Source organism: Streptomyces sp. NPDC101110, assembly GCF_044759525.1.
Classification (GTDB): domain Bacteria; phylum Actinomycetota; class Actinomycetes; order Streptomycetales; family Streptomycetaceae; genus Streptomyces.
Window position 1 is genome coordinate 581,580 of the sequence record NZ_JBIVZM010000002.1, and the last position, 22,119, is coordinate 603,698.

The following is a 22,119-nucleotide window of genomic DNA, read 5'->3' on the forward strand; positions in this document are numbered from 1 at the left end:
CAGCGGTGGCCATGGACATGATCAGGGGCACAGGGAGTCAATAGGCTCCGGACAGACCCCGGAAGACCTCGGGACCCTACGACTTGGAGCCTTGCGTGCACCGCAGAATCATCGCGCCGGGAGCCCTTGCGGCGGCCTCTCTCCTGCTGGCGATCCCGGCATCGGCCACCCCCCTCTCCCCCGGCGCGCCGGGTATCGGCGACCCCTACTACCCGGCCCACGGCAACGGCGGATACGACGTCTCGCACTACGACCTCCGGCTGAAGTACCAGCCGGCCACGGACGAACTGGAGGGCACGGCGACACTCGTGGCCCGCGCCACGCAGGACCTGACGAGCTTCAACCTGGACTTCCTGCTGGACGTCGGCGAGGTGCGCGTCAACGGGGCCAAGGCCTCATTCCGGACCTCGGGCGAGCAGGAGCTGGAGATCACGCCGAAGACGCCGCTGACCAAGGGTGCGTCCGTCACGGTCGTCGTGCGCTACCGCGGGGTGCCGTCGTCGAAGCAGGCCTTCGGCTTCACCAGCTGGCACCGCACACCGGACGGGGGTGTCGCGGCGAACGAGCCGGAGGCGGCGGCGTGGTGGTTCCCCGCCAACGACCATCCGCTGGACAAGGCGACCTACGACGTCTCCGTGCTGGTCCCGGACGGCACCCAGGCCATCTCCAACGGCACGCTCCAGTCGAAGAGTTCGAAGCTCGGCTGGACGCGCTGGAACTGGCGGTCCGACAAGCCGCAGGCGACGTATCTCGCCACGCTCGCCGTCGGGAAGTTCGACATCACGACCGGCACGACCGAGGGCGGCATCCCGGTCCTCAACGCCTACAGCGAGGATCTCGGGGCGAACGCCGGGGCGGCGCGGGCGAGCATCGAACGCACCGGCGAGATCGCGGACTGGCTGGCCGGGTACTTCGGGCCGTATCCGTACAGCGCGCTCGGCGGATACGTGCCCAACACGAACACCGGGTACGCGCTGGAGACCCAGACCCGGCCGTTCTACAGCCCGCGGCAGTTCGCGAACGGGTCGAACGTGTCGGTGGTCGTCCACGAGCTGGCCCACCAGTGGTACGGCGACGTGGTGTCGCTCAAGGGCTGGAAGGACATCTGGATCAACGAGGGGTTCGCGCGGTACGCGCAGTGGCTGTGGTCCCAGCACGAGGGCGAGGGCACGGCGCAGGAACTCGCGGACCACGTGTACGCGTCGCACCCCGCGGACGACCCGTTCTGGACGGTGAAGCCCGGGGATCCGGGCCCGGAGAACCAGTTCGACATCGCGGTCTACGACCGTGGCGCACTGGCCGTCCAGGCGCTGCGCAACAAGGTCGGCGACGAGGCGTTCTTCGCGATCCTCAAGGGCTGGCCGTCGGAGTACGCCCATGGCAACGCCTCGGTGGCGGACTTCCGGCGGTACGCGGAGGAGGTCTCGGGCAAGCCGCTGGCCGCGCTCTTCGACACCTGGCTGTTCCAGCCGTCGAAGCCGGGGGTGCCGGCGGCCCGGGCCGCGGCGGTGGCCGAGGGGGCGAAGGGCGTGTCCCAGCCCAGGTCGTGGAAGCGGATCGCCGCGACGAACGGGGTGCACGGGCACTGACGCGGGGCTCGGGCTGACGCGTGGGGCGCGGTCCGGGCCGTGGGGCGCGGCCTGACGTGCCGGTCTCGGCTTTCGCTCTACGGTGGGCCCATACGCGCCGGTCGTACGGGCCCGGCGGCTGGACAGGGCGGCTGACCGAGGAGCCGGACGTGCGGAACGTGGTGATCGTCGAGGCCCCTTCCGTGCTCGGGCTGCGCCCCACCGGCGTGCAGGACCTGCCGGAGGCGCTGCTCGGGGCGGGGCTGGCCGAGGGTCTCGGGGCGGTGCGCGCGGGCCGGGTCGAGCCGCCCCCGTACAACCCGGAGCGGGACCCGGACACCGGGGTTCTGAACGCCGGTGGCATCGCCGCGTACTCCGTCGCGCTGGCCGACGCCGTGGGCGAGGTCCTCGACGCCGGCCGGTTCCCCGTCGTGCTCGGCGGCGACTGCAGTGTGCTGCTCGGCACCCTGCTCGCGCTGCGTCGCCGCGAACGGCACGGTCTGCTGTTCCTGGACGGGCACAGCGACTTCTACCAGCCCGCGGCCGAGCCGGCCGGCGAGGTGGCTTCCATGGAACTCGCCCTGGCCACCGGGCGCGGACCGCGCGTGCTCGCCGACCTGGAGGGCCGGGGCCCGCTCGTGCGGGACGAGGACGTCGTCGCCCTGGGGTTCCGGGACGCGGAGGAGTCCGCGGGGTACGGGATGCAGCCGCTGCCGCCCGCGCTGCACGCGATGGAACTGGACACCGTGCGCGCCTTGGGGGCGGCCGAAGCGGCCCGGCGCTCCGTCCGGGTGCTGACCGGGGACGGCACGGGCGCCGGGTACTGGATCCATCTCGACGTCGACGTGCTGGACGACGCGATCATGCCGGCCGTCGACCACCGGCAGCCGGACGGCCTGACCTGGCAGGAGCTGGAGACCGTCCTGCGCACGGCGCTGACGGGCGGCGGGGCGGCGGGCCTCACCGTGGCGATCTTCAACCCCCGTCTGGACCCCGACGGCACTCTCGCGCACCGCCTCACCGCCTGCCTGACAGCGGCCTTCGACAGCCAGGGCTGAGCCCATGGCCGCCGATGGCCGCGGCCCGCTACTTCGTCAGCTGTGACAGTTCCTGGTCCGCCGTCCGGGACACCCTGCGGCGGACGCCGAACCAGCCTGCGACCAGCATCGCTGCGATCAGCGGGATGAGCAGGAGGGTCTTGCGGCCGACCTCGGGGTCGTTCCACATCATGCCGAGGCAGGCCAGCAGGAAGACGATCGTGGCGATCTCCGTGACCGGGGTGCCCGGGAGGCGGAAGGAGGGGCGGCTGATCAGACCCGCCTTGGCCCGGCGGACGAAGACCAGGTGGCACACCATGATGATCACCCAGGTGCTGATGATGCCGAGGGAGGCCACGTTCAGCACGATCTCGAAGGCCTGGGCCGGCACCAGGAAGTTCAGGCCGACGCCGAGCACGCACACTCCGCAGGTCAGCAGGATGCCGCCGTAGGGGACCTGGCTGCGGTTCATGCGTGCGGTGAACTTCGGGGCGGAGCCCGCCATCGCCATGGAGCGCAGGATCCGGCCCGTGGAGTACAGGCCCGAGTTGAGGGAGGACATGGCGGCCGTCAGGACCACCAGGTTCATCACGTCGCCCGCGGCCGGGACGCCGATCTTCGACAGCACGGTGACGAAGGGGCTCTGGTCGGCCGAGTAGACCGAACCCGGCAGCAGCAGGGCCAGCAGGACGACCGAGCCCACGTAGAAGAGGCCCACCCGCCACATGATCGAGTTCACCGCGCGCGGGACGACCTTCTCCGGCTCGGCGGTCTCGCCCGCGGCGACACCGACCAGCTCCAGCGCCGCGTACGCGAAGATCACGCCCTGCATGACCAGGACGACGGGCATCATGCCGTGCGGGAAGACGCCGCCGTTGTCGGTGATGACGCTCAGGCCCGGGGTCTGCCCGCCCACCTCGTGCTGTGTGGCGAGCAGGAAGATGCCGACGAGCATGAAGCCGACGAGCGTCGCCACCTTGATGATCGCGAACCAGAACTCCATCTCGCCGAAGATCTTCACCGAGATGAGGTTCACGGCCAGGACCACCGCGAGGGCGATCAGCGCGAGCACCCACTGCGGGATGTCGGTGAACAGGCTCCAGTAGTGCGTGTAGAGCGCGATCGCGGTGATGTCGGCGATGCCGGTGGTCGACCAGTTCAGGAAGTACATCCAGCCGGCGACGTACGCGCCCTTCTCGCCGAGGAACTCACGCGCGTACGACACGAAGGAACCCGAGGAGGGGCGGTAGAGCACGAGCTCACCGAGGGCCTTGACCACGAAGAAGGCGAAGATGCCGCAGACCAGGTAGGCGATCGCCAGGGCCGGGCCCGCGTTGTGGAGGCGGCCGCCCGCGCCCAGGAAGAGCCCCGTGCCGATCGCGCCTCCGATGGCGATCATGTTGACGTGGCGGGCCTTGAGGTCCTTGCTGTAGCCGGCGTCGCCCGCGTCCGCGGGCACTGCGGCCGCATCGGTACGCGGCGTGGCCGCAGCCGTGTTCACGGCGTCCTTGCTCACGGTGGATCCACTCTCTGGTGCGCCCGAGCGGGTCACGCTCGGCTTCCGGACGTACATAAGGTCCGTGCCCTCGGTAAAGGCACAGACCAAGGGGCCACCTTCCCCCACGCCCCGTGGATCACGCGGTGGCGTACGTCACAGAGCGCGACTTCTCACACTGTCGTCCCCCCGGGTCGCGGTGGTTTCACAGCAGTGGTGAGACAGCGATACTGCTGCACATGACGACCGACACCGAGGAGCCGACCCTCACGATCGACGAGCTGGCGGCCCGGGCCGGTGTCACCGTGCGCACCGTCCGCTTCTACGGCACGAAGGGACTGCTGCCTCCGCCGGTGCTCGGTCCGCGGCGGGTGGGGCACTACGGGCGCGAGCACCTGGCCCGGCTGGCACTCATCGAGGAACTGCAGCAGCGGGGCATGACGCTGTCCGGCATCGAGCGCTATCTGCGGCAGCTGCCGCCGGACCTGAGCGCGCACGACCTCGCCATCCACCGGGCCGTGGTGGCCTCCTGGGCGCCGGAGACCGTCGAGACGGTCACCCGGGCGGAGCTGGAGCGGCGGGCCGGACGGCCGCTCGGCGACGAGGACGTCGAGCGGCTCGTCGCGATGGGCGTGATCCGGCCCGCGGACGAGGGGTACGAGGCCGACCTCGGCCTGCTCCGGCTCGGCGCCGGGCTGCTGGACGTGCCGCTCTCCCAGGAGGCGATCTTCGCGGCGCGCACGGTGCTCCTCGAGCACGCGCACGCCGCGGCCCGGGAGCTGTCGCGGCTCTTCCGCGGTGAGGTGGCGGAGCGTGACGCGCAGGACGTGCGGTCCCTGTCCGCGCACATGCACCCGCTGGTGGTGCAGGCGCTCCTCACCGCCTTCCAGCGGTCGCTGAAGGAAGAGCTGGGCGAGTGGCTCACCGGGCCTTCGTGTTCCGGCGGGTCAGACGCGGGCTGAGTCGCTGAACCGCTCCCCCTTCTCCGCCTTCTCCACCAGCAGCGCGGGCGGGGCGAAGCGCTCGCCGTACTGCGCGGCGAGTTCCCGCGCTCGGGCCACGAAGCCGGGCAGGCCCCCCTCGTAGCCGTTGATGTACTGGAGCACGCCGCCGGTCCAGCCCGGGAAGCCGATGCCGAAGATGGAGCCGATGTTGGCGTCGGCGACGGAGGTCAGCACGCCCTCCTCCAGCAGCCGGACGGTGTCCAGCGCCTCGGAGAACAGCATGCGCTCCTGCATGTCCCGGAACGGGATCCGATGGCCGGGCTTGGTGTAGTGCTCGCGCAGGCCGGGCCACAGGCCGGTGCGCTTGCCGTCGTCGCCGTAGTCGTAGAAACCGCCGCCGCCGCTGCGGCCGGTGCGGCCGAACTCGTCGACCATGCGGTCGATGACGGCTTCCGCCGGGTGGGCCGTCCAGGTGCCGCCCGCCTCCTCGACCGCCCGCTTCGACTCGGCCCGGATCTTGCGGGGCAGGGTCAGCGTCAGTTCGTCCATGAGGGACAGCACCTTGGCCGGGTAGCCGGCCTGGGCCGCGGCCTGTTCGACGGAGGCGGGCTCGATGCCCTCGCCGACCATGGCGACGCCCTCGTTGATGAAGTGGCCGATGACGCGGGAGGTGAAGAAGCCGCGCGAGTCGTTGACGACGATCGGTGTCTTGTTGATCTGCCGGACCAGGTCGAAGGCCCGGGCGAGGGCCTCCTCGCCGGTGCGCTCGCCCTTGATGATCTCGACGAGCGGCATCTTGTCGACGGGTGAGAAGAAGTGCAGGCCGATGAAGTCGGCCTGGCGCTCGACGCCTTCGGCGAGGGCGGTGATGGGCAGGGTGGAGGTGTTGGAGCACAGCAGCGCGTCGGGGGCGACGACGTGCTGGATCTCCTGGAACACCTTGTGCTTGAGGGAGGTGTCCTCGAAGACGGCCTCGATCACGGCGTCACAGCCGGCCAGGTCCTGGACCTCGGCGGTGGGGGTGATGCGGGCGAGCAGCGCGTCGGCCTTCTCCTGGGTGGTACGGCCCTTGGAGACGGCCTTGGCGCACAGCTTCTCGGAGTAGGCCTTGCCCTTGAGAGCGGCTTCCAGGGAGACGTCCTTCAGGACGACGTCGATGCCGGCGCGGGCGCAGGAGTAGGCGATGCCGGCGCCCATCATCCCGGCGCCGAGGACGGCGGCCTTGCGGACCTTGCGGGGCTCGACGCCCCTGGGGCGGTTCGCGCCGGAGTTGACGGCCTGGAGGTCGAAGAAGAACGCCTGGATCATGTTCTTCGAGGTCTGGCCGGCCGCGAGGTCCACGAAGTAGCGGGCCTCGATGACCTGGGCGGTCTCGAAGTCGACCTGGGAGCCCTCGACGGCGGCGGCCAGGATGTTGCGCGGGGCCGGGTAGGGGGCGCCGCCCGTCTGCTTGCGCAGGCTGGCGGGGAAGGCGGGCAGGTTCGCGGCGAACTTGGGGTTGGCCGGCGTGCCGCCCGGGATGCGGTAGCCCGGCTTGTCCCAGGGCTGCTGAGACTCGGGGTTGGCGTCGATGAAGGCCCGGGCCTTGGCGAGCATGTCCTCGTGGCTGTCGGCCACCTCGTCGACGAGGCCGTTGTCCAGGGCGCGGCGCGGGTTGTACTGGGTGCCCTGGAGGAGGACCTTCAGCAGGGCGTCGGCGATGCCGAGCATCCGGACGGTGCGGACGACGCCGCCGCCTCCGGGAAGCAGGCCGAGGGTGACCTCGGGGCAGCCGATCTTGGAGCCGGGTGCGTCGAGGGCGACGCGGTGGTGGCAGGCCAGGGCGATCTCGTAACCGCCGCCGAGGGCCGCGCCGTTGAGGGCCGCGACGACCGGCTTGCCGAGGGTCTCGATGCGGCGCAGGTTCCGCTTGATCGCCATGCCGCCGTCGAACAGCTCCTGGGCCGTCTCGGGCGTGACGCGGATGAGGTCGCGCAGGTCGCCGCCGGCGAAGAAGGTCTTCTTCGCGGAGGTGATGATGACGCCCCGGATGGAGTCCTTCTCGGCCTCCAGGCGGTCGGTGACGGCGGCCAGCGAGTCGCGGAACGCCTGGTTCATGGTGTTCGCGGACTGGTCGGGGTCGTCGATGACGAGGGTGACGAGGCCGGTGCGGTCCTGTTCCCAGCGGATGGTGGTGGATTCAGTGCTCATGTGGAGGTGCTCCGTGTGATCCGTCGGGAGGAGGTCAGATGCGCTCGACGATGGTGGCGACGCCCATGCCGCCGCCGACGCACAGCGTGGCGAGGCCGAAGCGCTTGTCCTGGCGCTCGAGTTCGTCGACGAGGGTGCCGAGGATCATCGCGCCGGTGGCGCCGAGGGGATGGCCGAGCGCGATCGCGCCGCCGTTGACGTTGACCTTGTCCAGGGACAGGCCCATGTCCTTGACGAAGCGCAGCACGACCGCCGCGAACGCCTCGTTGATCTCGACGAGGTCGATGTCGTCGATGGTCAGTCCGGCCTTGGCGAGGGCCTTGCGGGTGGCGGGGGCGGGGCCGGTGAGCATGATGGTCGGCTCGGAGCCGGAGACGGCGGCGGAGACGATCCGCGCACGGGGCGTGAGGCCGTAGCGCTCGCCGACCTCCTTGGAGCCGATCGCGACGAGCGAGGCGCCGTCGACGATGCCGGAGGAGTTGCCCGCGTGGTGGACGTGGTCGATCTTCTCCACCCAGTGGTACTGCTGGAGCGCGACCGCGTCGAAGCCGCCGAGTTCGCCGACGTCCGCGAACGACGGCTTGAGCTTGGCGAGGGAGTCGGCGGTGGTGCCGGGGCGGGGGAACTCGTCGTGGTCGAGGACGACGAGGCCGCTGCGGTCCTTGACCGGGACGACGGACCGCTCGAAGCGGCCGTCCTTCATCGCGGTGGCGGCCCGCTCCTGGGAGAGGGCCGCGTACTCGTCGACGTCGCGCCGGGAGAAGCCCTCGATGGTGGCGATGAGGTCGGCGCCGATGCCCTGCGGCACGAAGTTGACCTCGAGGTTGGTCATCGGGTCGTTGAACCAGGCGCCGCCGTCGGAGGCCATCGGCACCCGGGACATCGACTCGACACCGCCCGCGAGGACGAGGTCCTCCCAGCCGGAACGCACCTTGGCGGCGGCCAGGTTGACGGCCTCCAGGCCAGAGGCGCAGAAGCGGTTCTCCTGCACACCGGCGACCGTGTCGGGCAGACCCGCGGCGATGGCGGCGATCCGGGCGATGTCGGAGCCCTGGTCGCCGACCGGGCCGACGACGCCGAGGACGATGTCGTCGACGGCAGCCGGGTCGAGGTCCGGGAACCGGGCGCGGATCTCGTGGATGAGTCCGACGACCAGGTCGATGGGCTTGGTGCCGTGCAGGGCGCCGCTTGCCTTGCCGCGGCCGCGCGGAGTGCGGATCGCGTCGTAGACATACGCTTCGGTGGTCACGAGGGGGCCTTTCACTGAGGGTTTCGGGACGACGGGAGGAGCCCGGGGACGTCCCAGTCCCGGGCGACGTCCGCCGTGTCGGCGCCCGGCCGCGCCGGGCCGGTGCGGACGGTGGTCGGGGTCGCGGAGAAGCGGGGGGCCGGGGCGGGCTGGGTGATGCCGCCGTGGTCGGTGAACGTGCCGCGGGCGGCCAGGTGCGGGTGGTGCGGGGCCTCGCGCAGGGACAGCACGGGCGCCACGCAGGCGTCGGAGCCGTCGAAGACGGCCGTCCACTCGTCCCTCGTCCGGGTCTTGAAGCGGGCGGCGATCTCTTCGCGCAGTTCGTCCCAGCGGGTGACGTCCTTGCGGGCGTCGGCCCGGTGGCCGACGCCGAGGAGGCCGAGGAACTCGGCGTAGAACTGCGGTTCCAGGGCGCCGACGGCCATGTACCGGCCGTCGGCCGTCTCGTAGGTTCCGTAGTAGGGGCAGCCGCCGTCCAGGAGGTTGGCGCCGCGCCGGTCCTGCCAGCCGCCGGCGGCGAGCATGCCGTGGATCATCGTGGCGAGGTGGGCGGTGCCGTCGACGATGGCGGCGTCGACGACCTGGCCGGTGCCGCCCGCCCTGGCGTGGTGCAGGGCGGCGAGGACGCCGACGACGAGGTAGAGGGAGCCGCCCGCGTAGTCGCCGAGCAGGTTGGCCGGGGCGGGCGGCGCCTCTCCCGGCCGGCCGATCATGCCGAGGGCGCCGGTGGGGGCGATGTACGCGATGTCGTGCCCGGCGCGCCGGGCGAGCGGGCCGTCCTGGCCCCAGCCGGTCATCCGGCCGTAGACGAGGCGAGGGTTGCGGGCGTGGCAGTCGCCGGGGCCGACACCGAGGCGCTCGGCGACGCCGGGGCGGTAGCCCTCGACCAGGACGTCGGCGCGGGCCACGAGATCGAGCACCCGCTCAGGGCCGTCCGGGGCCTTCAGATCGACGACGACCGAGCGCTTGTTGCGGTTGGTGATGTCGTACGCCGGGTCGATCGCGAGCCCGGGGCCGCCGGGCCGGTCCACCCGCACGACGTCGGCGCCGAGGTCGGCCAGGAGCATGGCGGCGAACGGACCGGGTCCGATACCGGCCAGCTCGACGACGCGCACGCCGGTGAGCGGGCCGTGTCCTGGCGTCCTTGCCGTGGTCATCCAGCCCCCAGTGCTGTGACACATGTGATGTAACACCAGTGATGCTAAGAACGTGTTCCACTCGGCACAAGACCCGACCGAGCAAGCGCTTAGCAATCTGCCGGACGGGTCAGCTTGCGTCCAGCTCCACTATCAGCCGCTTCGGGGCGATCACCCGGTAGCTCTCCTCCACCCAGTCGCAGATCACCTCGGCGGACGGGGCGCCCCGCAGTTCGAGGGGAACGCTCACCCAGCCCGCCTTGCCCAGGCCGTACCCGGCGGGCTCGGCGCCCGGGCAGGCCAGTGCGTGGGCGTGCGCCGTCTCGTCCTTGAGCTTCACCGTCACCCCCAGCGGGTAACTGCCGTCCTGTACCCCGAGGAAGACGAAGACCTTGCTGTTGACCTTGACGACGGACTCGCCCCAGGGGAACTCCTCGACGGCGTCCGGCAGCCCCAGTGCGAAGGCACGCACTTTCTCCCACTTCTTCAGGGCATTCCTGGGCAGGGCCATCGTCGTCCTCCGGGCTCGTCGTCGGGCTCCGCACACCTCACGCTAGCCTCGGCCACCGACAGCGGCACGGGCTGCACGACCGAGGGGTGTCATGAGCAGGCAAAGCAGGACGGACCGTCCGTACGACATCGTGCTCTTCGGAGCGACCAGTTTCGCCGGGGCGCTCACCGCGGAGTACCTGGCCTCCCACGCGCCCGAGGGGCTGCGCTGGGCGATCGCGGGGCGTAACGCCGGGAAGCTGGAGCGGCTGCGGGAGCAGCTGCCCGCCGACACGAAGGTCGGGGTGGTGCGGGCGGACGTCTCCGATCCGGCCTCGCTGCGCGACCTCGCCGGGCAGGCGCGCGTGGTGGCCACGACCGTCGGCCCGTACGTGACGTACGGCGAGGAGCTCGTCGCGGCCTGCGCGGACGCCGGGACCGACTACCTCGACCTGTGCGGTGAGCCGGAGTTCGTGGACCTGATGTACGTCCGGCACGACGCACGCGCGCGGGAGACCGGGGCGCGGCTGGTGCACGCCGCCGGGTTCGACTCGATCCCGCACGACCTGGGCGTGTACTTCACCGTGCAGCAGCTGCCCGAGGACGTGCCCCTGGCCGTGGAGGGCTTCGTCACCGCGGACGCGGCGTTCTCCGGCGGCACCTTCGCCTCCGCGCTGGGCCAGTTCGCACGGCAGCGGGAGATGGCGGCGGCCGCGCGTGACCGGCGGCGGCACGAGCCGCGGCTGGTGGGCCGGCGGACGTCGGCGCCGTTGGGCGGGCCGCGGTTCGCCAAGGAGGTCGGCGCGTGGGCGCTGCCGATGCCGACCATCGACCCGCAGATCGTGCGGCGCTCGGCGTCGGCCCTCGACCGGTACGGGCCCGACTTCCGCTACCGGCAGTACGCGGCCGTCCGGCGTCTGCCGGTAGCCGTGGGCGGGGTCGCGGCGCTCGGCGCGCTGGTCGCGGCGGCTCAGGTGGCGCCCGCGCGGCGCTGGTTGTCGGACCGGCTGAAGCCCGGGGACGGGCCGAGCCCCGAGAAGCGGGCGAAGAGCTGGTTCTCGGTGCGCTTCGTGGGCGAAGGCGGCGGCTCGCGGGTGTACACGGAGGTATCCGGCGGCGATCCCGGCTACGACGAGACGGCGAAGATGTTCGCCGAGTCGGCGCTGTGCCTGGCCTTCGACGACCTTCCGGAGACGGCGGGCCAGGTCACCACGGCGGTGGCGATGGGCAACGCGCTGATCGACCGGCTGCGCGCGGCGGGCATCCGCTTCCGCGTCGCGGCGGCCCGCTGAGGCCTACAGCGGCCACTCGGCAACGGTGTAGATCATCCCGGCGATCCAGGCGAGCCCGGCCAGGACGGCGAGGATCAGTCCTATGGTGACGGCCCGCTCGACGGTCTGGGTCGGGCCGGCAACTGGCTTGGGGGCGCGGTGCGTTGTCATGCGCCCCAGCCTGCCGACGGCGCCGCGGCCGGGCATCCGTTCGGGTACTCAGGGCCGGTACTCAGATCGTCCGGTCGCCGTGCGGGCGATCAGGCCGGGTACGTCCCCCGCAGCGCCTCGCGGCACAGGGCGTCCGCCCTGCGGGTGGTCTCCGGGATGCGGTAGGCGGGGGTCAGCGCGAGGGTGTGCGCGCAGGCGTTGTCCAAGGTCACCCGGTGGCCGACGGAGACGAAGACCGGCTTGACGGCGTCCCGGGTGCGCAAGGCCCGGCCGACCTCTTCCGGGCCGGCGAGCAGGGGCGCGGTGCTGCCGCGCGGGATGTCCGGGTCGTCGTAGGAGAAGGTGAACGGGTTCTTCGCCACGCCGATCGTGGGCAGGCCGGTCAGGACGCCGAGGTGGCTGGCGAGGCCGAAGCGGCGGGGGTGGGCCAGGCCGTAGCCGTCGCAGACGACCAGGCCGGGCGGGCAGGGCAGGGCGTCGAGGGCGGCGAGGACCGTGGGGATCTCACGGAAGGCGAGCAGCCCCGGCACATAGGGGAAGGAGACCCGGCCCACGGCGGTGGCCTCGGCGACGACGTCGAGAGTCGACGCGTCCAGCACGACCGCCGCCGCCGCGACGACATCGCGTTCGTCGTCGTATGCGACGTCGACGCCCGTCACGCGGCCCGTACCGGGCGGCGGCCCCGGTTCGCCGAGGATCACACGGGTGCGCAGAGCGTCCTGCACGGCACGGGCCTGCTCATCGGTGGCGGGCCAGTCCTGTGGAATGCGTACGGTCGTCATGGTGCGCCCGAGCCTACGGGCTGCCCGGCGACCGGGCGCATGCCCGGGGGTAGGCTCCCGATCATGTTCGTGCTGGAACTGACCTACACCGCCCCGCTGGAAGCCGTCGACGCCGTGCTGGAGGAGCATGTGGTCTGGCTCGACGAGCAGTACCGGCAGGGGGTCTTCCTGGCGTCCGGGCGCAAGAACCCCCGCGACGGCGGGGTGATCATCGCCGTCGCGGGGGATCGCGCGCGGATCGAGGAGATCACCGCGGAGGATCCGTTCGTCGTCGCGGGCGTGTGCGCGTACCGCGTCACCGAGTTCACGGCCACGAAGACGGCACCCGCGCTGGAGGCCTACCGCGAGACCCTCTGAGGCGCCAGCCTCACTTGCCCAGTGCGCGCTGCAGCTGGCTCTTGTTCATGGCGGAACGGCCCTCGACGCCCTTGCGCTTGGCCTCCTGGTACAGCTGGTCATAGGTGGGGCCCTGGGAGCCCTGCCCCGAACGCTGACCGCCCCGCTTGCCCGAGGACATGTCCTTGGTGGACGTGCGGCTGGCCGTCTTGGACTCGCCGGAACGGGCGCGTTCCTTGTTCACCGTCCGGGCGGCGATCTCCTTGGCGCGGCCGGTGCTTTCGCCCCGGTCCTTCGCGCTCTCCTTGATGTGCTCGTACTGACGCTCCCGCTTGGAGCTCGAACCGCGTGGCATTCTCGCTCACTTCCTTTCACGATCAGTGAACGAGTACCCACACTGCCAACGATCAGGGCATGCCGCATGCTCACTGCTCCAGGCGGGCAACCCGGCCCTTCTCGCCCGCGGCCCAGCACCCTTGGGACGGCGTGCAGTCGACGGTGTCGTAGGAGCCCGTGTCCACGGTCCGCCAGGTCCGGCCCGCGTCCGTGGTGAGGTCGGTGCCGGTGGGGCCGACGGCGAGGGCGGCGGACCGGCTGTGCGGGAGCCAGGCCACGCCGGAGCGGTAGGCGGGCACGGGCGTGGCCGCCCGACGCCAGGTGCGTCCGCCGTCGGCGGTGCGGGCGGCGGCGCGCGGCGAGGACTGGTCGGGGCGGTAGTCGCCGCCGACGGCGAGACCCCGGGCGCGGTCGCGGAAGGCCAGCGCGAAGACGCCCCGGGCGGGATCTCCCGCGGGAAGGGGCGCGTCGGCGGCCGTCCAGGTGAGTCCGCGGTCTGCGGAGTGCAGGACGCGCGCACGGGCCGCTCCGCCCGTGGCGAGCCAGACGTCCTTCGCCCCGGACGTCACCAGGCACTGGCCGCTCGCCGCGAACCCGGCCTCGCCCTCCTGCGCGTCCGGCATCCCCCGGTCCGGCAGCACCGTCCAGGTCCGGCCGCCGTCGCCGGTCGACAGGATGCGGAACTTCCCGTCCACCGGGTCGCTCATCGCGAGACCGTGGCGGCGGTCGAAGAAGGCGAGGCAGTCGTAGAACGCCCTCGGGTCGGGGTTGCGGAAGGACTCCGTCCATGTCGTTCCGCCGTCGTCGGTGCGGTAGATCCGGGACGCCTCCCCCTCGCCGATGGCCAGCACCACGGCCCGGCGCGCGTCGAACGCCTCCACGTCCCGGAACTGCAACTCCCCCGCGCCGGGCGGCGACACGTCGCGCCAGCTCGCGCCGCCGTCGGTGGTGCGCAGGACGGTGCCGCCGGTGCCGGCGACCCAGGCGGTGTTCCGGCTGACGGCGGCGAGGCCCCGGAAGCGTGCCTGCGGGGCGCCGGTGTCCTTGAGTTCCCAGTGCGGCGGCCGGTGCTCCGGCTCGTGCGCCTGCGCCGGTACGGCGGTCAGGGCCGCCAGTGCCGCCGCGCAGGCCGCCATCGCGGTCGCCCTGCCCCGTGTTCGTCCCGCCCGCCGCGTGCTCCCCAAGCGCCTCATGGCGGGCGAAGCTAGCCCACACCCCGGGCGCCGTCCAGACGGCCTCTCCGCTCGCGCGTCCGGCACCACACGTGTCCTCGGGGACACACGAGGAGAGTCACGTCACTCTGGTGCATGAACGCGGTGACAGAGGTCACTCGCATTTCGTGTGCACGGATTGGCTGATTCCGTCGTCTCTTCCAGTGCCCGGCCTCATCCGCCCGGAAGTGTCCGTCCAGCCGTCACAAGGGAGCAAAGGCGTTGTCCATCGTCATCGAGCAGCCCGTTGAGGCCCGCCTCGTCGCCGCCGCGCCGCGTATGCCGAGCATTCCCGCGACGCTGCACTACGACCGGCGTGATCCTTTCGCGGTCCGCATGACCTTCCCCGCCCCGGCCACGCTGGAGGGCGTCGACGTCTGCTGGACCTTCTCCCGCGAGCTGCTCGCCGCGGGCCAGAAGAGCGCCGAGGGGCACGGCGACGTGCGGGTGCGGCCCTACGGCTACGACCGCACGGTGCTGGAGTTCCACGCGCCCGAGGGCACCGCCGTGGTCCACGTCCGCTCGAGCGAGATCCGCCGGTTCCTCGAGGCCACGAGTGAGCTCGTGCCCGTCGGTCTGGAGCACCTCCAGCTCGATCTGGACCACGGTCTGGCCGAGCTGATGCGCGACGCGTGCTGAGCTGACGGGGCCGCTCCGGCAGGGCGTTGTCCCCGCACTCGGCCAAGGGGGTCTCAGTGCGAGGCGGTCACCGCGCTTTTCGCCGTCCGCTCGGCCACCGCCGCACTCACCTCGCGGACGATGCCGACCAGTCCTGGCCTCGCCTCCCCGGCCCGCTCGGCCAGTTCGCGGGTGCGCTGTTCCGAAGGGCTTTCACCGAAGAGGCGCGCGGCCGCGGCGAGGACGGCGACCGCCGCGTCGCGACCGGAGATTCCGGCGGCCGGCAGCGGGCCGCGAGACACCTGGCCCGTCCCCTCGCGCGGCTCCTGAAGCACCTGCCGTGTCTCCTCCCGCAGCGTCTCCACGACGACCGTCCGTTCCAGCGCGTACTCCACGGACGGGAACACGCCGAGCACCCGTCTCTTCTCCGCGCGCACGTACCCCTCGGCCACCAGTTGCTCCCGCACGGCGTCGGAGGTCACCCGCGCCCGCAGCGTCACCCAGGTGCGCCAGGGGTGAGGGCAGGACTCGCGGACGAGGTCCAGCAGCCCGTCGAGGACCGGATCACCGGCGCTCGCGTCCAGGTCCACCGGTGTGGCGATGCCGTCCACGTCGGTCAGCAGCCCGCGCCGGGCCAGCTCGACGAGGGCGCCGGCCCGCACCAGGTCGGTTCGCGGCGCGGTGCCGCCGGCCGCCGGCCGCCCGGTGTCCCAGGCCAGCAGACAGAGCCGGGCAGGCAGTGAGAGCGGTTCGTTCGGCACGGGAGCCTCCTTCGAGCAGAAAGATCGAGTTCCCCGTAAAAGCGTTGACAGGCTCACAGCGCCTTCATACGGTGTACAACGTCCTGTTGCCGCCGATTGGAGAAGGACGTTGCTCGTCTGAGGTCCTGAGACACCGCGTCACACCCCTTGATGTGTGCGTTGCGTGCGACCTCGGCGTCAGAGCCGTCCTCCCGGTGCAGGGCATTTTTCATGCCCGTGACGTACCCACGGAGCCTCCGCACCCTGGTCGCAGGTGTCTCGACACGCGTTTGCCCTGACCGCTTCAAGCAACCGCGAGTGAGGCCCCCATGTCTGCTTCCATCACCGTCACGTCCCTTGCGTTCGCCTGGCCCGACGGCAGTCCCGTCTTCGATGGCCTGGACGTCGCGTTCGGCCCCGGCCGGACCGGCCTGGTAGGCGTCAACGGGTCGGGAAAGTCCACCCTGCTCAAGCTGATCGCCGGTGAACTCGCACCGGCCGACGGCACCGTCCGCGTGGCCGGCGAGGTCGGATACCTCCCGCAGAACGTCACGCTCGACACCACCCTGCGCGTCGACGAAGCCCTCGGCATCGCCGCGCGGCGCGCCGCCCTGCACGCCATCGAGTCGGGCGACGCCTGCGAGGCGCATTTCGAGACCGTCGGCGACGACTGGGACGTCGAGGAGCGGGCCCTCGCCACCCTGGGCGAACTCGGCCTGGCAAAGCTGGAGTTGGACCGCACCATCGGTGAGGTGTCCGGTGGCGAGTCGGTCCTGCTGCGGCTGGCCGCACTGCTGCTGCGCCGCCCCGACGTGCTGCTGCTGGACGAACCGACCAACAACCTCGACCTGTACGCCCGCAGGCGGCTGTACGCGGCCGTCCAGTCCTGGCCGGGCGTGCTGGTCGTGGTCAGCCACGACCGCGAACTGCTGGACCTCGTCGACCAGATCGCCGATCTGCGCTCCGGCGGGATCACCTGGTACGGCGGCAACTACACCGACTACGAGGAGTCATTGGAGATCGAGCAGGAGGCGGCCGAACGCATGGTGCGCGTCGCCGAGTCCGACTTCCGCAAGCAGAAGCGCGAACTCGCCGACGCCCAGGTCAAACTGGCCCGCCGCAAGCGGTACGGGCAGAAGATGTGGGACAGCAAGCGCGAACCTAAGATCGTCATGGGGGCGCGCAAGCGCGCGGCGCAGGAGTCCGCGGGCAAGCACCGCATCATGCACGAGGAGAAGCTCGCCGAGGCCCGGGAGCGGCTCGACGAGGCGGTGGAGGCCGTACGGGACGACGACGAGATCCGCGTCGATCTGCCGTACACGGCCGTGCCGCCGGGGCGGACGGTCCTCACCATCCAGGATCTCGGGCTCCGGTACGGCGCCCGGGTGAAGGGCGGTGTCGAGCTGCGCGGACCGGAGCGGGTCGCGTTGATCGGGCGCAACGGCGCGGGCAAGACCACGCTGCTGCGCACGATCACCGGCGAGCTCGCCCCGGAGGCGGGCGAGGTGGTGGCGCACGTGCCGCTGCGGTTCCTGCCACAGCGGCTCGACGTCCTCGACGGGGAGCTGTCCGTCGCCGAGAACGTGGCCCGGTACGCGCCGGACGCGACCAACAACCGGGTCCGGGCGCGGCTGGCACGCTTCCTCTTCCGGGGCGCCCGCGCCGACCAGAAGGCGGCGACGCTGTCCGGCGGTGAGCGCTTCCGGGCCGCGCTGGCCGCGCTGATGCTGGCCGAGCCCGCCCCGCAGCTGCTCATGCTGGACGAGCCGACCAACAACCTCGACATGGCGAGCGTCCGGCAGCTCACCACGGCACTGGAGTCCTACGAGGGAGCGCTGGTCGTGGCCAGTCACGACCTGCCGTTCCTGGAGTCCGTCGGCATCACGCGCTGGCTGCTGCTGGAGGAGGGAGAACTCAGGGAAATCACGCCAGAGGCTGTCGGGATTTCCTCCTAGCGTCGGTGGCATGACCGACTTCGCACACGATGCCATCACCCTGACCGGAGCACGCGAGAACAACCTGAAGGACGTCACCCTCCGCATCCCGAAAGGCCGGCTGACCGTGTTCACCGGCGTTTCGGGATCGGGGAAGTCGTCCGTCGTCTTCGACACGATCGCGGTGGAGTCGCAGCGCCAGCTGAACGAGACGTACCCCTGGTTCGTCCGCAACCGACTGCCCAAGTTCGAGCGGCCGCACGCGGACGGCCTGGAGCACCTCACCCCGGCGATCGTCGTCGACCAGCGGCAGGTCGGCGGCCATTCCCGGTCGACCGTCGGCACCATGACGGACGTCTACTCGGTGATCCGGGTGCTGTTCTCCCGGCACGGCACGCCGAGCGCCGGGCCGGCGACGGCGTACTCGTTCAACGACCCGTCGGGAATGTGCCCCGAGTGCGACGGCCTCGGCCGGACAGTGCGGCCCGACTGGGACCGGATCCTGGATCCGGACCGCTCCCTCGCCGACGGGGCGGTCCGCTTCCCGCCGTTCGCCGCCGGGACCTGGCAGGGGCAGGCGTACACCAACAGCACCGACCTGGACCCGCACAAGCCGGTCGGGCGGTTCACGGCCGCCGAGCGGGAGTTCCTGATGCGCGGGCGGCCGGGCAGCAAGGTCACCGTCACCGGCACCGGCGGCACCTGGACCACCGATTACGAGGGGCTGGCCGTCCGCTTCGAGCGGCTGTATCTGAAACGGGACCTGTCGGCCATGAGCCAGAAGACCCGGGACCTGGTGGGCGCGTACCTGGTGGAGGGCACCTGCCCGGGCTGCCGCGGAGCCCGGCTGAACGCGGCGGCGCTCGCGACCCGCGTCAGCGGCCGGTCGATCGCCGACTGCACCCGCATGCAGGTCACGGACCTGATCACCGTTCTGAAGGAGATCGACGATCCGGTGGCCGGGCCGATCGCCTCGGCCGCCGTCACCGCGCTGGAGCGCATCGAGGCGATCGGCCTCGGCTACCTCAGCCTGGACAGGGAGACGGCCACGCTGAGCGGCGGGGAGGGGCAGCGTCTGAGGACGGTGCGGCACCTGGGCTCCAGCCTGACCGGGATGACGTACATCTTCGACGAGCCCAGCGTCGGACTGCACCCGCGCGACGTGGGCCGCCTCGGCGACCTGCTGCTGCGGCTGCGCGACAAGGGCAACACCGTGCTGGTGGTCGAGCACGACCCGGACGTGATCGCGCTGGCCGATCACGTCGTCGACATGGGTCCGGGGGCCGGGGCCGGCGGTGGCACGGTGGTGTTCGAGGGGACGCCACGGGAGCTGGCGGCGTCCCGCACGCTCACCGGACGGTGCCTGCGCCGCCGTACGGCGGTCAAGGAAGACGTGCGCGAGGCCACCGGGGAGTTGTGGGTGAAGGGCGCCCGCCGGCACAACCTGCGTGATGTGACCGTACGGTTCCCGATCGGTGTGCTCACGGCGGTGACCGGGGTCGCCGGGTCCGGCAAGAGCACCCTGGCCGGGGAGTTCACCGCGGCGCACGACGAGGCCGTGGTCGTCGACCAGTCGTCGATCGGCGTCTCGGGCCGCTCCACCCCGGCGACCTACCTGGGGATCATGGACACGGTCCGCAAGATCTTCGCCCGCGAGACGGGGACCGAGGCGGGCCTGTTCAGCTTCAACTCCGGCGGGGCCTGCGGCACCTGCGAGGGCCGGGGCCTCCTCTACACCGACCTGGCCTTCATGGACCCGGTGACGACGACCTGCCACGCCTGCGAGGGGCGGCGCTTCAAGGAGGAGGTGCTGCGGCTGACCGTGCGGGGCAACTCCGTCGCGGACGTCCTGGAGATGACCGCCGAGCAGGCGCTCGGCTTCTTCGACGACTCGGGCGTACGGCGGCGGCTGCGTGCCCTGCGGGACGTCGGACTGACGTATCTGACGCTGGGGCAGCCGCTCTCCACCCTCTCCGGCGGTGAGAGGCAGCGGATCAAGCTGGCCACACGACTGCACCGGACCGGCGCGGTCTACGTCCTCGACGAACCGACGACCGGCCTGCACATGGCGGACGTGGAGGGACTTCTCGCTCTCCTGGACCGGCTGGTCGACGCGGGCAACACGGTCGTCGTGGTCGAGCACAACCTGGACGTGGTCGCCCGGGCCGACTGGGTCATCGACCTCGGCCCTGACGGTGGCCGGGACGGCGGTGAGATCGTCTTCGAGGGGACGCCGGGCCGGCTGCTGGAGGCGCAGGGGTCGTTCACCGCGGAGCACCTGCGGCGGGCGGTGCGGCACCGCCCATGAGCCGGCCACGCGCCGAGGCCGGGGCGGGGCCGGCGGGGTGAGTTGCCGGGGCGGGTCGTGGGGTACCCGGAGGGCGGTGGGTCGGCCCCCCGTCCGCTCCGGGCCTTCCCGGGGCTGTCCTCTCCCCCGTTCGCCCTGCATGATGGTCGGCCGACGCCCCGACGGGCTCCGGTCGATCCCGGGGGCTCCGCCGGTGCGCTCCCGACACGTCCCATCCGATACGGAGTCACGCTCGTGCCCAGCAAGAAGGCCCTCGTCCGCCGCCCCAGCCCGCGCCTCGCCGAGGGGCTGGTGACGCACATCGAGCGGGAGCAGGTCGACACCGGCCTCGCCGTCGAGCAGTGGTCGGCGTACGTGGAGGCCCTGCGCACGCACGGCTGGGACATCATCGAGGTGGACCCGGTCGACGACTGCCCGGACTCGGTGTTCGTCGAGGACACGGTCGTGATGTACAAGAACGTGGCCCTCATCGCGCGCCCCGGTGCCGACTCCCGGCGGGAGGAGACCGCCGGGGTGGAGGAGGCCGTGGCCGGTCTCGGCTGCTCGGTGAACTGGATCTGGGAGCCGGGCACCCTGGAGGGCGGGGACGTCCTGAAGATCGGCGACACGGTCTACGTGGGCCGGGGCGGCCGCACCAACGCCGCCGGCGTCCGGCAGCTGCGCGCCGCGTTCGAGCCGCTCGGCGCGCGGGTCGTCTCGGTGCCGGTGAGCAAGGTGCTGCACCTGAAGTCGGCGGTCACGGCGCTGCCGGACGGCACGGTCGTCGGACACATCCCGAAGATGGACACGCCGTCGCTGTTCGGGCGCTTCCTGCCGGTCCCGGAGGAGGCCGGGTCGCACGTGGTGCTGCTCGGCGGCGACAAGCTGCTGATGGCGGCGAGCGCGCCGAAGACCGCCGAGCTGTTCGCCGACCTCGGGTACGAACCGGTCGTCGTGGACATCAGCGAGTTCGAGAAGCTCGAGGGATGTGTGACGTGCCTCTCGGTGCGGCTGCGGGATCTGTACGTCTGAGCGGACCGCATCCCTCCCCTTCGGCCCGCCGACCTGCGGGTCCGGGGGGAGCCAGCACCCTCCCCAGGGCGACCCCGCTGATCAGCGACCTTTACAGCACCCTTAACCTACGGCTTCGTAACCTACGGAGACGTAGCCTACGATGCCGTAGGTTTACTGCTCACCGCTCGTACGCTTGTCCCCTGGAGAGTCCATGACGATCACCACTCCCCACCTCGGCAGCCCGGCCGGCGCCTGGACCGACGCCCAGCTGCTGTACGCCCTGGAGGAAGTGGTCGAGAAGGAGCTCAACCGGCATCTGAAGGTCGCCAAGGACTGGATGCCGCACGAGTACGTGCCGTGGACCGACGGTCGCAACTTCCCCGGTGTCTTCGATGACGGTCAGGCCTGGGAGAAGGAGCAGTCCAAGGTCACCGAGATCGGCCGCATCGCGCTCGTCGTCAACCTTCTGACCGAGGACAACCTGCCCAGCTACCACCATGAGATCGCCTCGCTGTTCGGCCGCGACGGCGCCTGGGGCACCTGGGTGCACCGCTGGACCGCGGAGGAGGGCCGGCACGGCATCGTGATGCGCGACTACCTGCTCACCTCGCGCGCGGTGGACCCGGACAAGCTGGAGGAGTTCCGGATGTCCCACATGAGCGAGGGCTTCGAGTCGGACAACCGGCACTCGATGCTGCACTCGGTGGCCTACGTCGCCTTCCAGGAGCTGGCGACGCGCGTCTCGCACCGCAACACGGGCCACCAGTCAGGGGACCCGGTCTGCGATCGCATGCTGGCGCGCATCGCCACCGACGAGAACCTGCACATGGTGTTCTACCGGAACCTGCTGAAGGCGGCATTCGAGCTCGCGCCCGACCTGACGATGATGGCGGTGCGCGACGTCATCGTGAACTTCCGGATGCCCGGCCACGGCATGCCCGGCTTCGAGCGGGCCGCCGCGCAAATGGCGATCGGCGAGATCTACAACATGCGCATCCACCACGACGACGTGCTCCAGCCCGTGCTGCGCTTCCTGAAGATCATGGAGATCGACGGCCTGGGCCCCGAGGGCCGCAAGGCGCAGGAGGAACTCGGTCTGTTCATGGGCGGCCTGGACTCCGAGGCGTCGAAGTTCGACGAGAAGCTGGCCGCCCGCAAGGCCCGCATGGCGGCCCGGGCCGGCGCCTGACGCCGACCGGCACACGAAAACCGGGCCCGGCCCGCGCACGAAACCGGAGACCGCCCGCACACCGAACCGGACCCCGGCCGCCACGAGCGTCCGGGGCCCGGTGCCGTACCGGCGGAGCGGGC

At 71.6% G+C, this 22,119-nt stretch carries 20 protein-coding genes; 10 read left to right on the plus strand and 10 right to left on the minus strand.

From position 1 onward, the window contains the following. Positions 1-95 precede the first annotated feature (95 nt). A complete protein-coding gene (locus ACIQU3_RS05970) occupies positions 96-1,589 on the plus strand; it encodes a M1 family metallopeptidase (protein ID WP_403743206.1) in 1,494 nt (497 codons plus the stop codon). Positions 1,590-1,738: 149 nt separating this feature from the next. Then, positions 1,739-2,626, plus strand: a complete 888-nt coding sequence (locus ACIQU3_RS05975) for an arginase family protein (protein WP_403743204.1) — start codon at positions 1,739-1,741, stop codon at positions 2,624-2,626. 28 nt (positions 2,627-2,654) lie between these two features. Here ACIQU3_RS05975 and ACIQU3_RS05980 read toward each other — a convergent pair whose 3' ends face one another. Further along, entirely contained in the window at positions 2,655-4,121 is a 1,467-nt protein-coding gene (locus tag ACIQU3_RS05980) for an amino acid permease (RefSeq protein ID WP_403923487.1), read from the minus strand. Between the two features lie 218 nt (positions 4,122-4,339). Between ACIQU3_RS05980 and ACIQU3_RS05985 the strand changes: the two genes are divergently transcribed. Continuing rightward, on the plus strand, positions 4,340-5,062 hold the full coding sequence (locus ACIQU3_RS05985; RefSeq protein ID WP_403923489.1) for a MerR family transcriptional regulator: 723 nt from the start codon (positions 4,340-4,342) through the stop codon (positions 5,060-5,062). Here the strand turns inward: ACIQU3_RS05985 and ACIQU3_RS05990 are convergent. The 4 genes from ACIQU3_RS05990 to ACIQU3_RS06005 form a co-directional block, all read right to left on the minus strand. Next, positions 5,048-7,234, minus strand: a complete 2,187-nt coding sequence (locus ACIQU3_RS05990; protein WP_403923491.1) for a 3-hydroxyacyl-CoA dehydrogenase NAD-binding domain-containing protein — start codon at positions 7,232-7,234, stop codon at positions 5,048-5,050. The two genes, ACIQU3_RS05985 and ACIQU3_RS05990, sit on opposite strands and share 15 nt — an antisense overlap. A gap of 34 nt (positions 7,235-7,268) precedes the next feature. Further along, positions 7,269-8,483: an acetyl-CoA C-acetyltransferase gene (locus ACIQU3_RS05995; protein ID WP_403923493.1), complete on the minus strand. Its 1,215-nt coding sequence runs from the start codon at positions 8,481-8,483 to the stop codon at positions 7,269-7,271. Between the two features lie 11 nt (positions 8,484-8,494). Further along, entirely contained in the window at positions 8,495-9,640 is a 1,146-nt protein-coding gene (locus tag ACIQU3_RS06000) for a CaiB/BaiF CoA transferase family protein (protein ID WP_403923495.1), read from the minus strand. A 109-nt stretch (positions 9,641-9,749) separates the two neighbouring features. Further along, positions 9,750-10,130 carry an MmcQ/YjbR family DNA-binding protein gene (locus ACIQU3_RS06005; protein ID WP_403743179.1) on the minus strand — a complete coding sequence of 127 codons (381 nt, stop codon included), beginning with the start codon at positions 10,128-10,130 and terminating at the stop codon, positions 9,750-9,752. Between the two features lie 91 nt (positions 10,131-10,221). Between ACIQU3_RS06005 and ACIQU3_RS06010 the strand changes: the two genes are divergently transcribed. Then, a complete protein-coding gene (locus tag ACIQU3_RS06010; RefSeq protein WP_403923497.1) occupies positions 10,222-11,400 on the plus strand; it encodes a saccharopine dehydrogenase family protein in 1,179 nt (392 codons plus the stop codon). A 3-nt stretch (positions 11,401-11,403) separates the two neighbouring features. On the opposite strand, the gene mmpA is transcribed toward ACIQU3_RS06010, so the two are convergent. Together mmpA and ACIQU3_RS06020 are read right to left on the minus strand one after the other, a co-directional pair. Next, a complete protein-coding gene (gene mmpA, locus ACIQU3_RS06015; RefSeq protein ID WP_403923499.1) occupies positions 11,404-11,550 on the minus strand; it encodes a morphogenic membrane protein MmpA in 147 nt (48 codons plus the stop codon). A gap of 89 nt (positions 11,551-11,639) precedes the next feature. Further along, positions 11,640-12,332, minus strand: coding sequence for an endonuclease V (locus ACIQU3_RS06020; protein WP_403923501.1), 693 nt, complete (start codon positions 12,330-12,332; stop codon positions 11,640-11,642). Positions 12,333-12,395: 63 nt separating this feature from the next. On the opposite strand from ACIQU3_RS06020, the gene ACIQU3_RS06025 reads away from it, so the two are divergent. Beyond that, positions 12,396-12,689, plus strand: coding sequence for a YciI family protein (locus tag ACIQU3_RS06025; protein ID WP_366712900.1), 294 nt, complete (start codon positions 12,396-12,398; stop codon positions 12,687-12,689). Positions 12,690-12,699: 10 nt separating this feature from the next. Here ACIQU3_RS06025 and ACIQU3_RS06030 read toward each other — a convergent pair whose 3' ends face one another. Together ACIQU3_RS06030 and ACIQU3_RS06035 are read right to left on the minus strand one after the other, a co-directional pair. After that, entirely contained in the window at positions 12,700-13,023 is a 324-nt protein-coding gene (locus tag ACIQU3_RS06030) for a plasmid stabilization protein (protein WP_403923503.1), read from the minus strand. A 70-nt stretch (positions 13,024-13,093) separates the two neighbouring features. Then, positions 13,094-14,140 carry a WD40/YVTN/BNR-like repeat-containing protein gene (locus ACIQU3_RS06035; protein ID WP_403923505.1) on the minus strand — a complete coding sequence of 349 codons (1,047 nt, stop codon included), beginning with the start codon at positions 14,138-14,140 and terminating at the stop codon, positions 13,094-13,096. A 297-nt stretch (positions 14,141-14,437) separates the two neighbouring features. Here ACIQU3_RS06035 and ACIQU3_RS06040 point away from each other — a divergent pair, with 297 nt between their 5' ends. Further along, on the plus strand, positions 14,438-14,854 hold the full coding sequence (locus ACIQU3_RS06040; protein WP_234850588.1) for an SsgA family sporulation/cell division regulator: 417 nt from the start codon (positions 14,438-14,440) through the stop codon (positions 14,852-14,854). Between the two features lie 53 nt (positions 14,855-14,907). Here the strand turns inward: ACIQU3_RS06040 and ACIQU3_RS06045 are convergent, their stop codons facing one another. Further along, positions 14,908-15,594 (minus strand): GPP34 family phosphoprotein, encoded by a 687-nt coding sequence (locus tag ACIQU3_RS06045; RefSeq protein WP_403923507.1) that lies wholly within the window; start codon positions 15,592-15,594, stop codon positions 14,908-14,910. A gap of 308 nt (positions 15,595-15,902) precedes the next feature. On the opposite strand from ACIQU3_RS06045, the gene ACIQU3_RS06050 reads away from it, so the two are divergent. From ACIQU3_RS06050 to ACIQU3_RS06065, 4 genes are all read left to right on the plus strand, one after another. Beyond that, complete coding sequence (locus ACIQU3_RS06050; RefSeq protein WP_403923509.1) at positions 15,903-17,528, plus strand: ABC-F family ATP-binding cassette domain-containing protein; 1,626 nt, start codon at positions 15,903-15,905, stop codon at positions 17,526-17,528. Between the two features lie 10 nt (positions 17,529-17,538). After that, on the plus strand, positions 17,539-19,815 hold the full coding sequence (locus tag ACIQU3_RS06055) for an ATP-binding cassette domain-containing protein (protein ID WP_403923511.1): 2,277 nt from the start codon (positions 17,539-17,541) through the stop codon (positions 19,813-19,815). A 234-nt stretch (positions 19,816-20,049) separates the two neighbouring features. After that, positions 20,050-20,826 (plus strand): dimethylargininase, encoded by a 777-nt coding sequence (gene ddaH / locus ACIQU3_RS06060; RefSeq protein WP_403743144.1) that lies wholly within the window; start codon positions 20,050-20,052, stop codon positions 20,824-20,826. A 193-nt stretch (positions 20,827-21,019) separates the two neighbouring features. Further along, complete coding sequence (locus ACIQU3_RS06065; protein WP_403743141.1) at positions 21,020-21,997, plus strand: acyl-ACP desaturase; 978 nt, start codon at positions 21,020-21,022, stop codon at positions 21,995-21,997. Positions 21,998-22,119 lie beyond the last annotated feature (122 nt).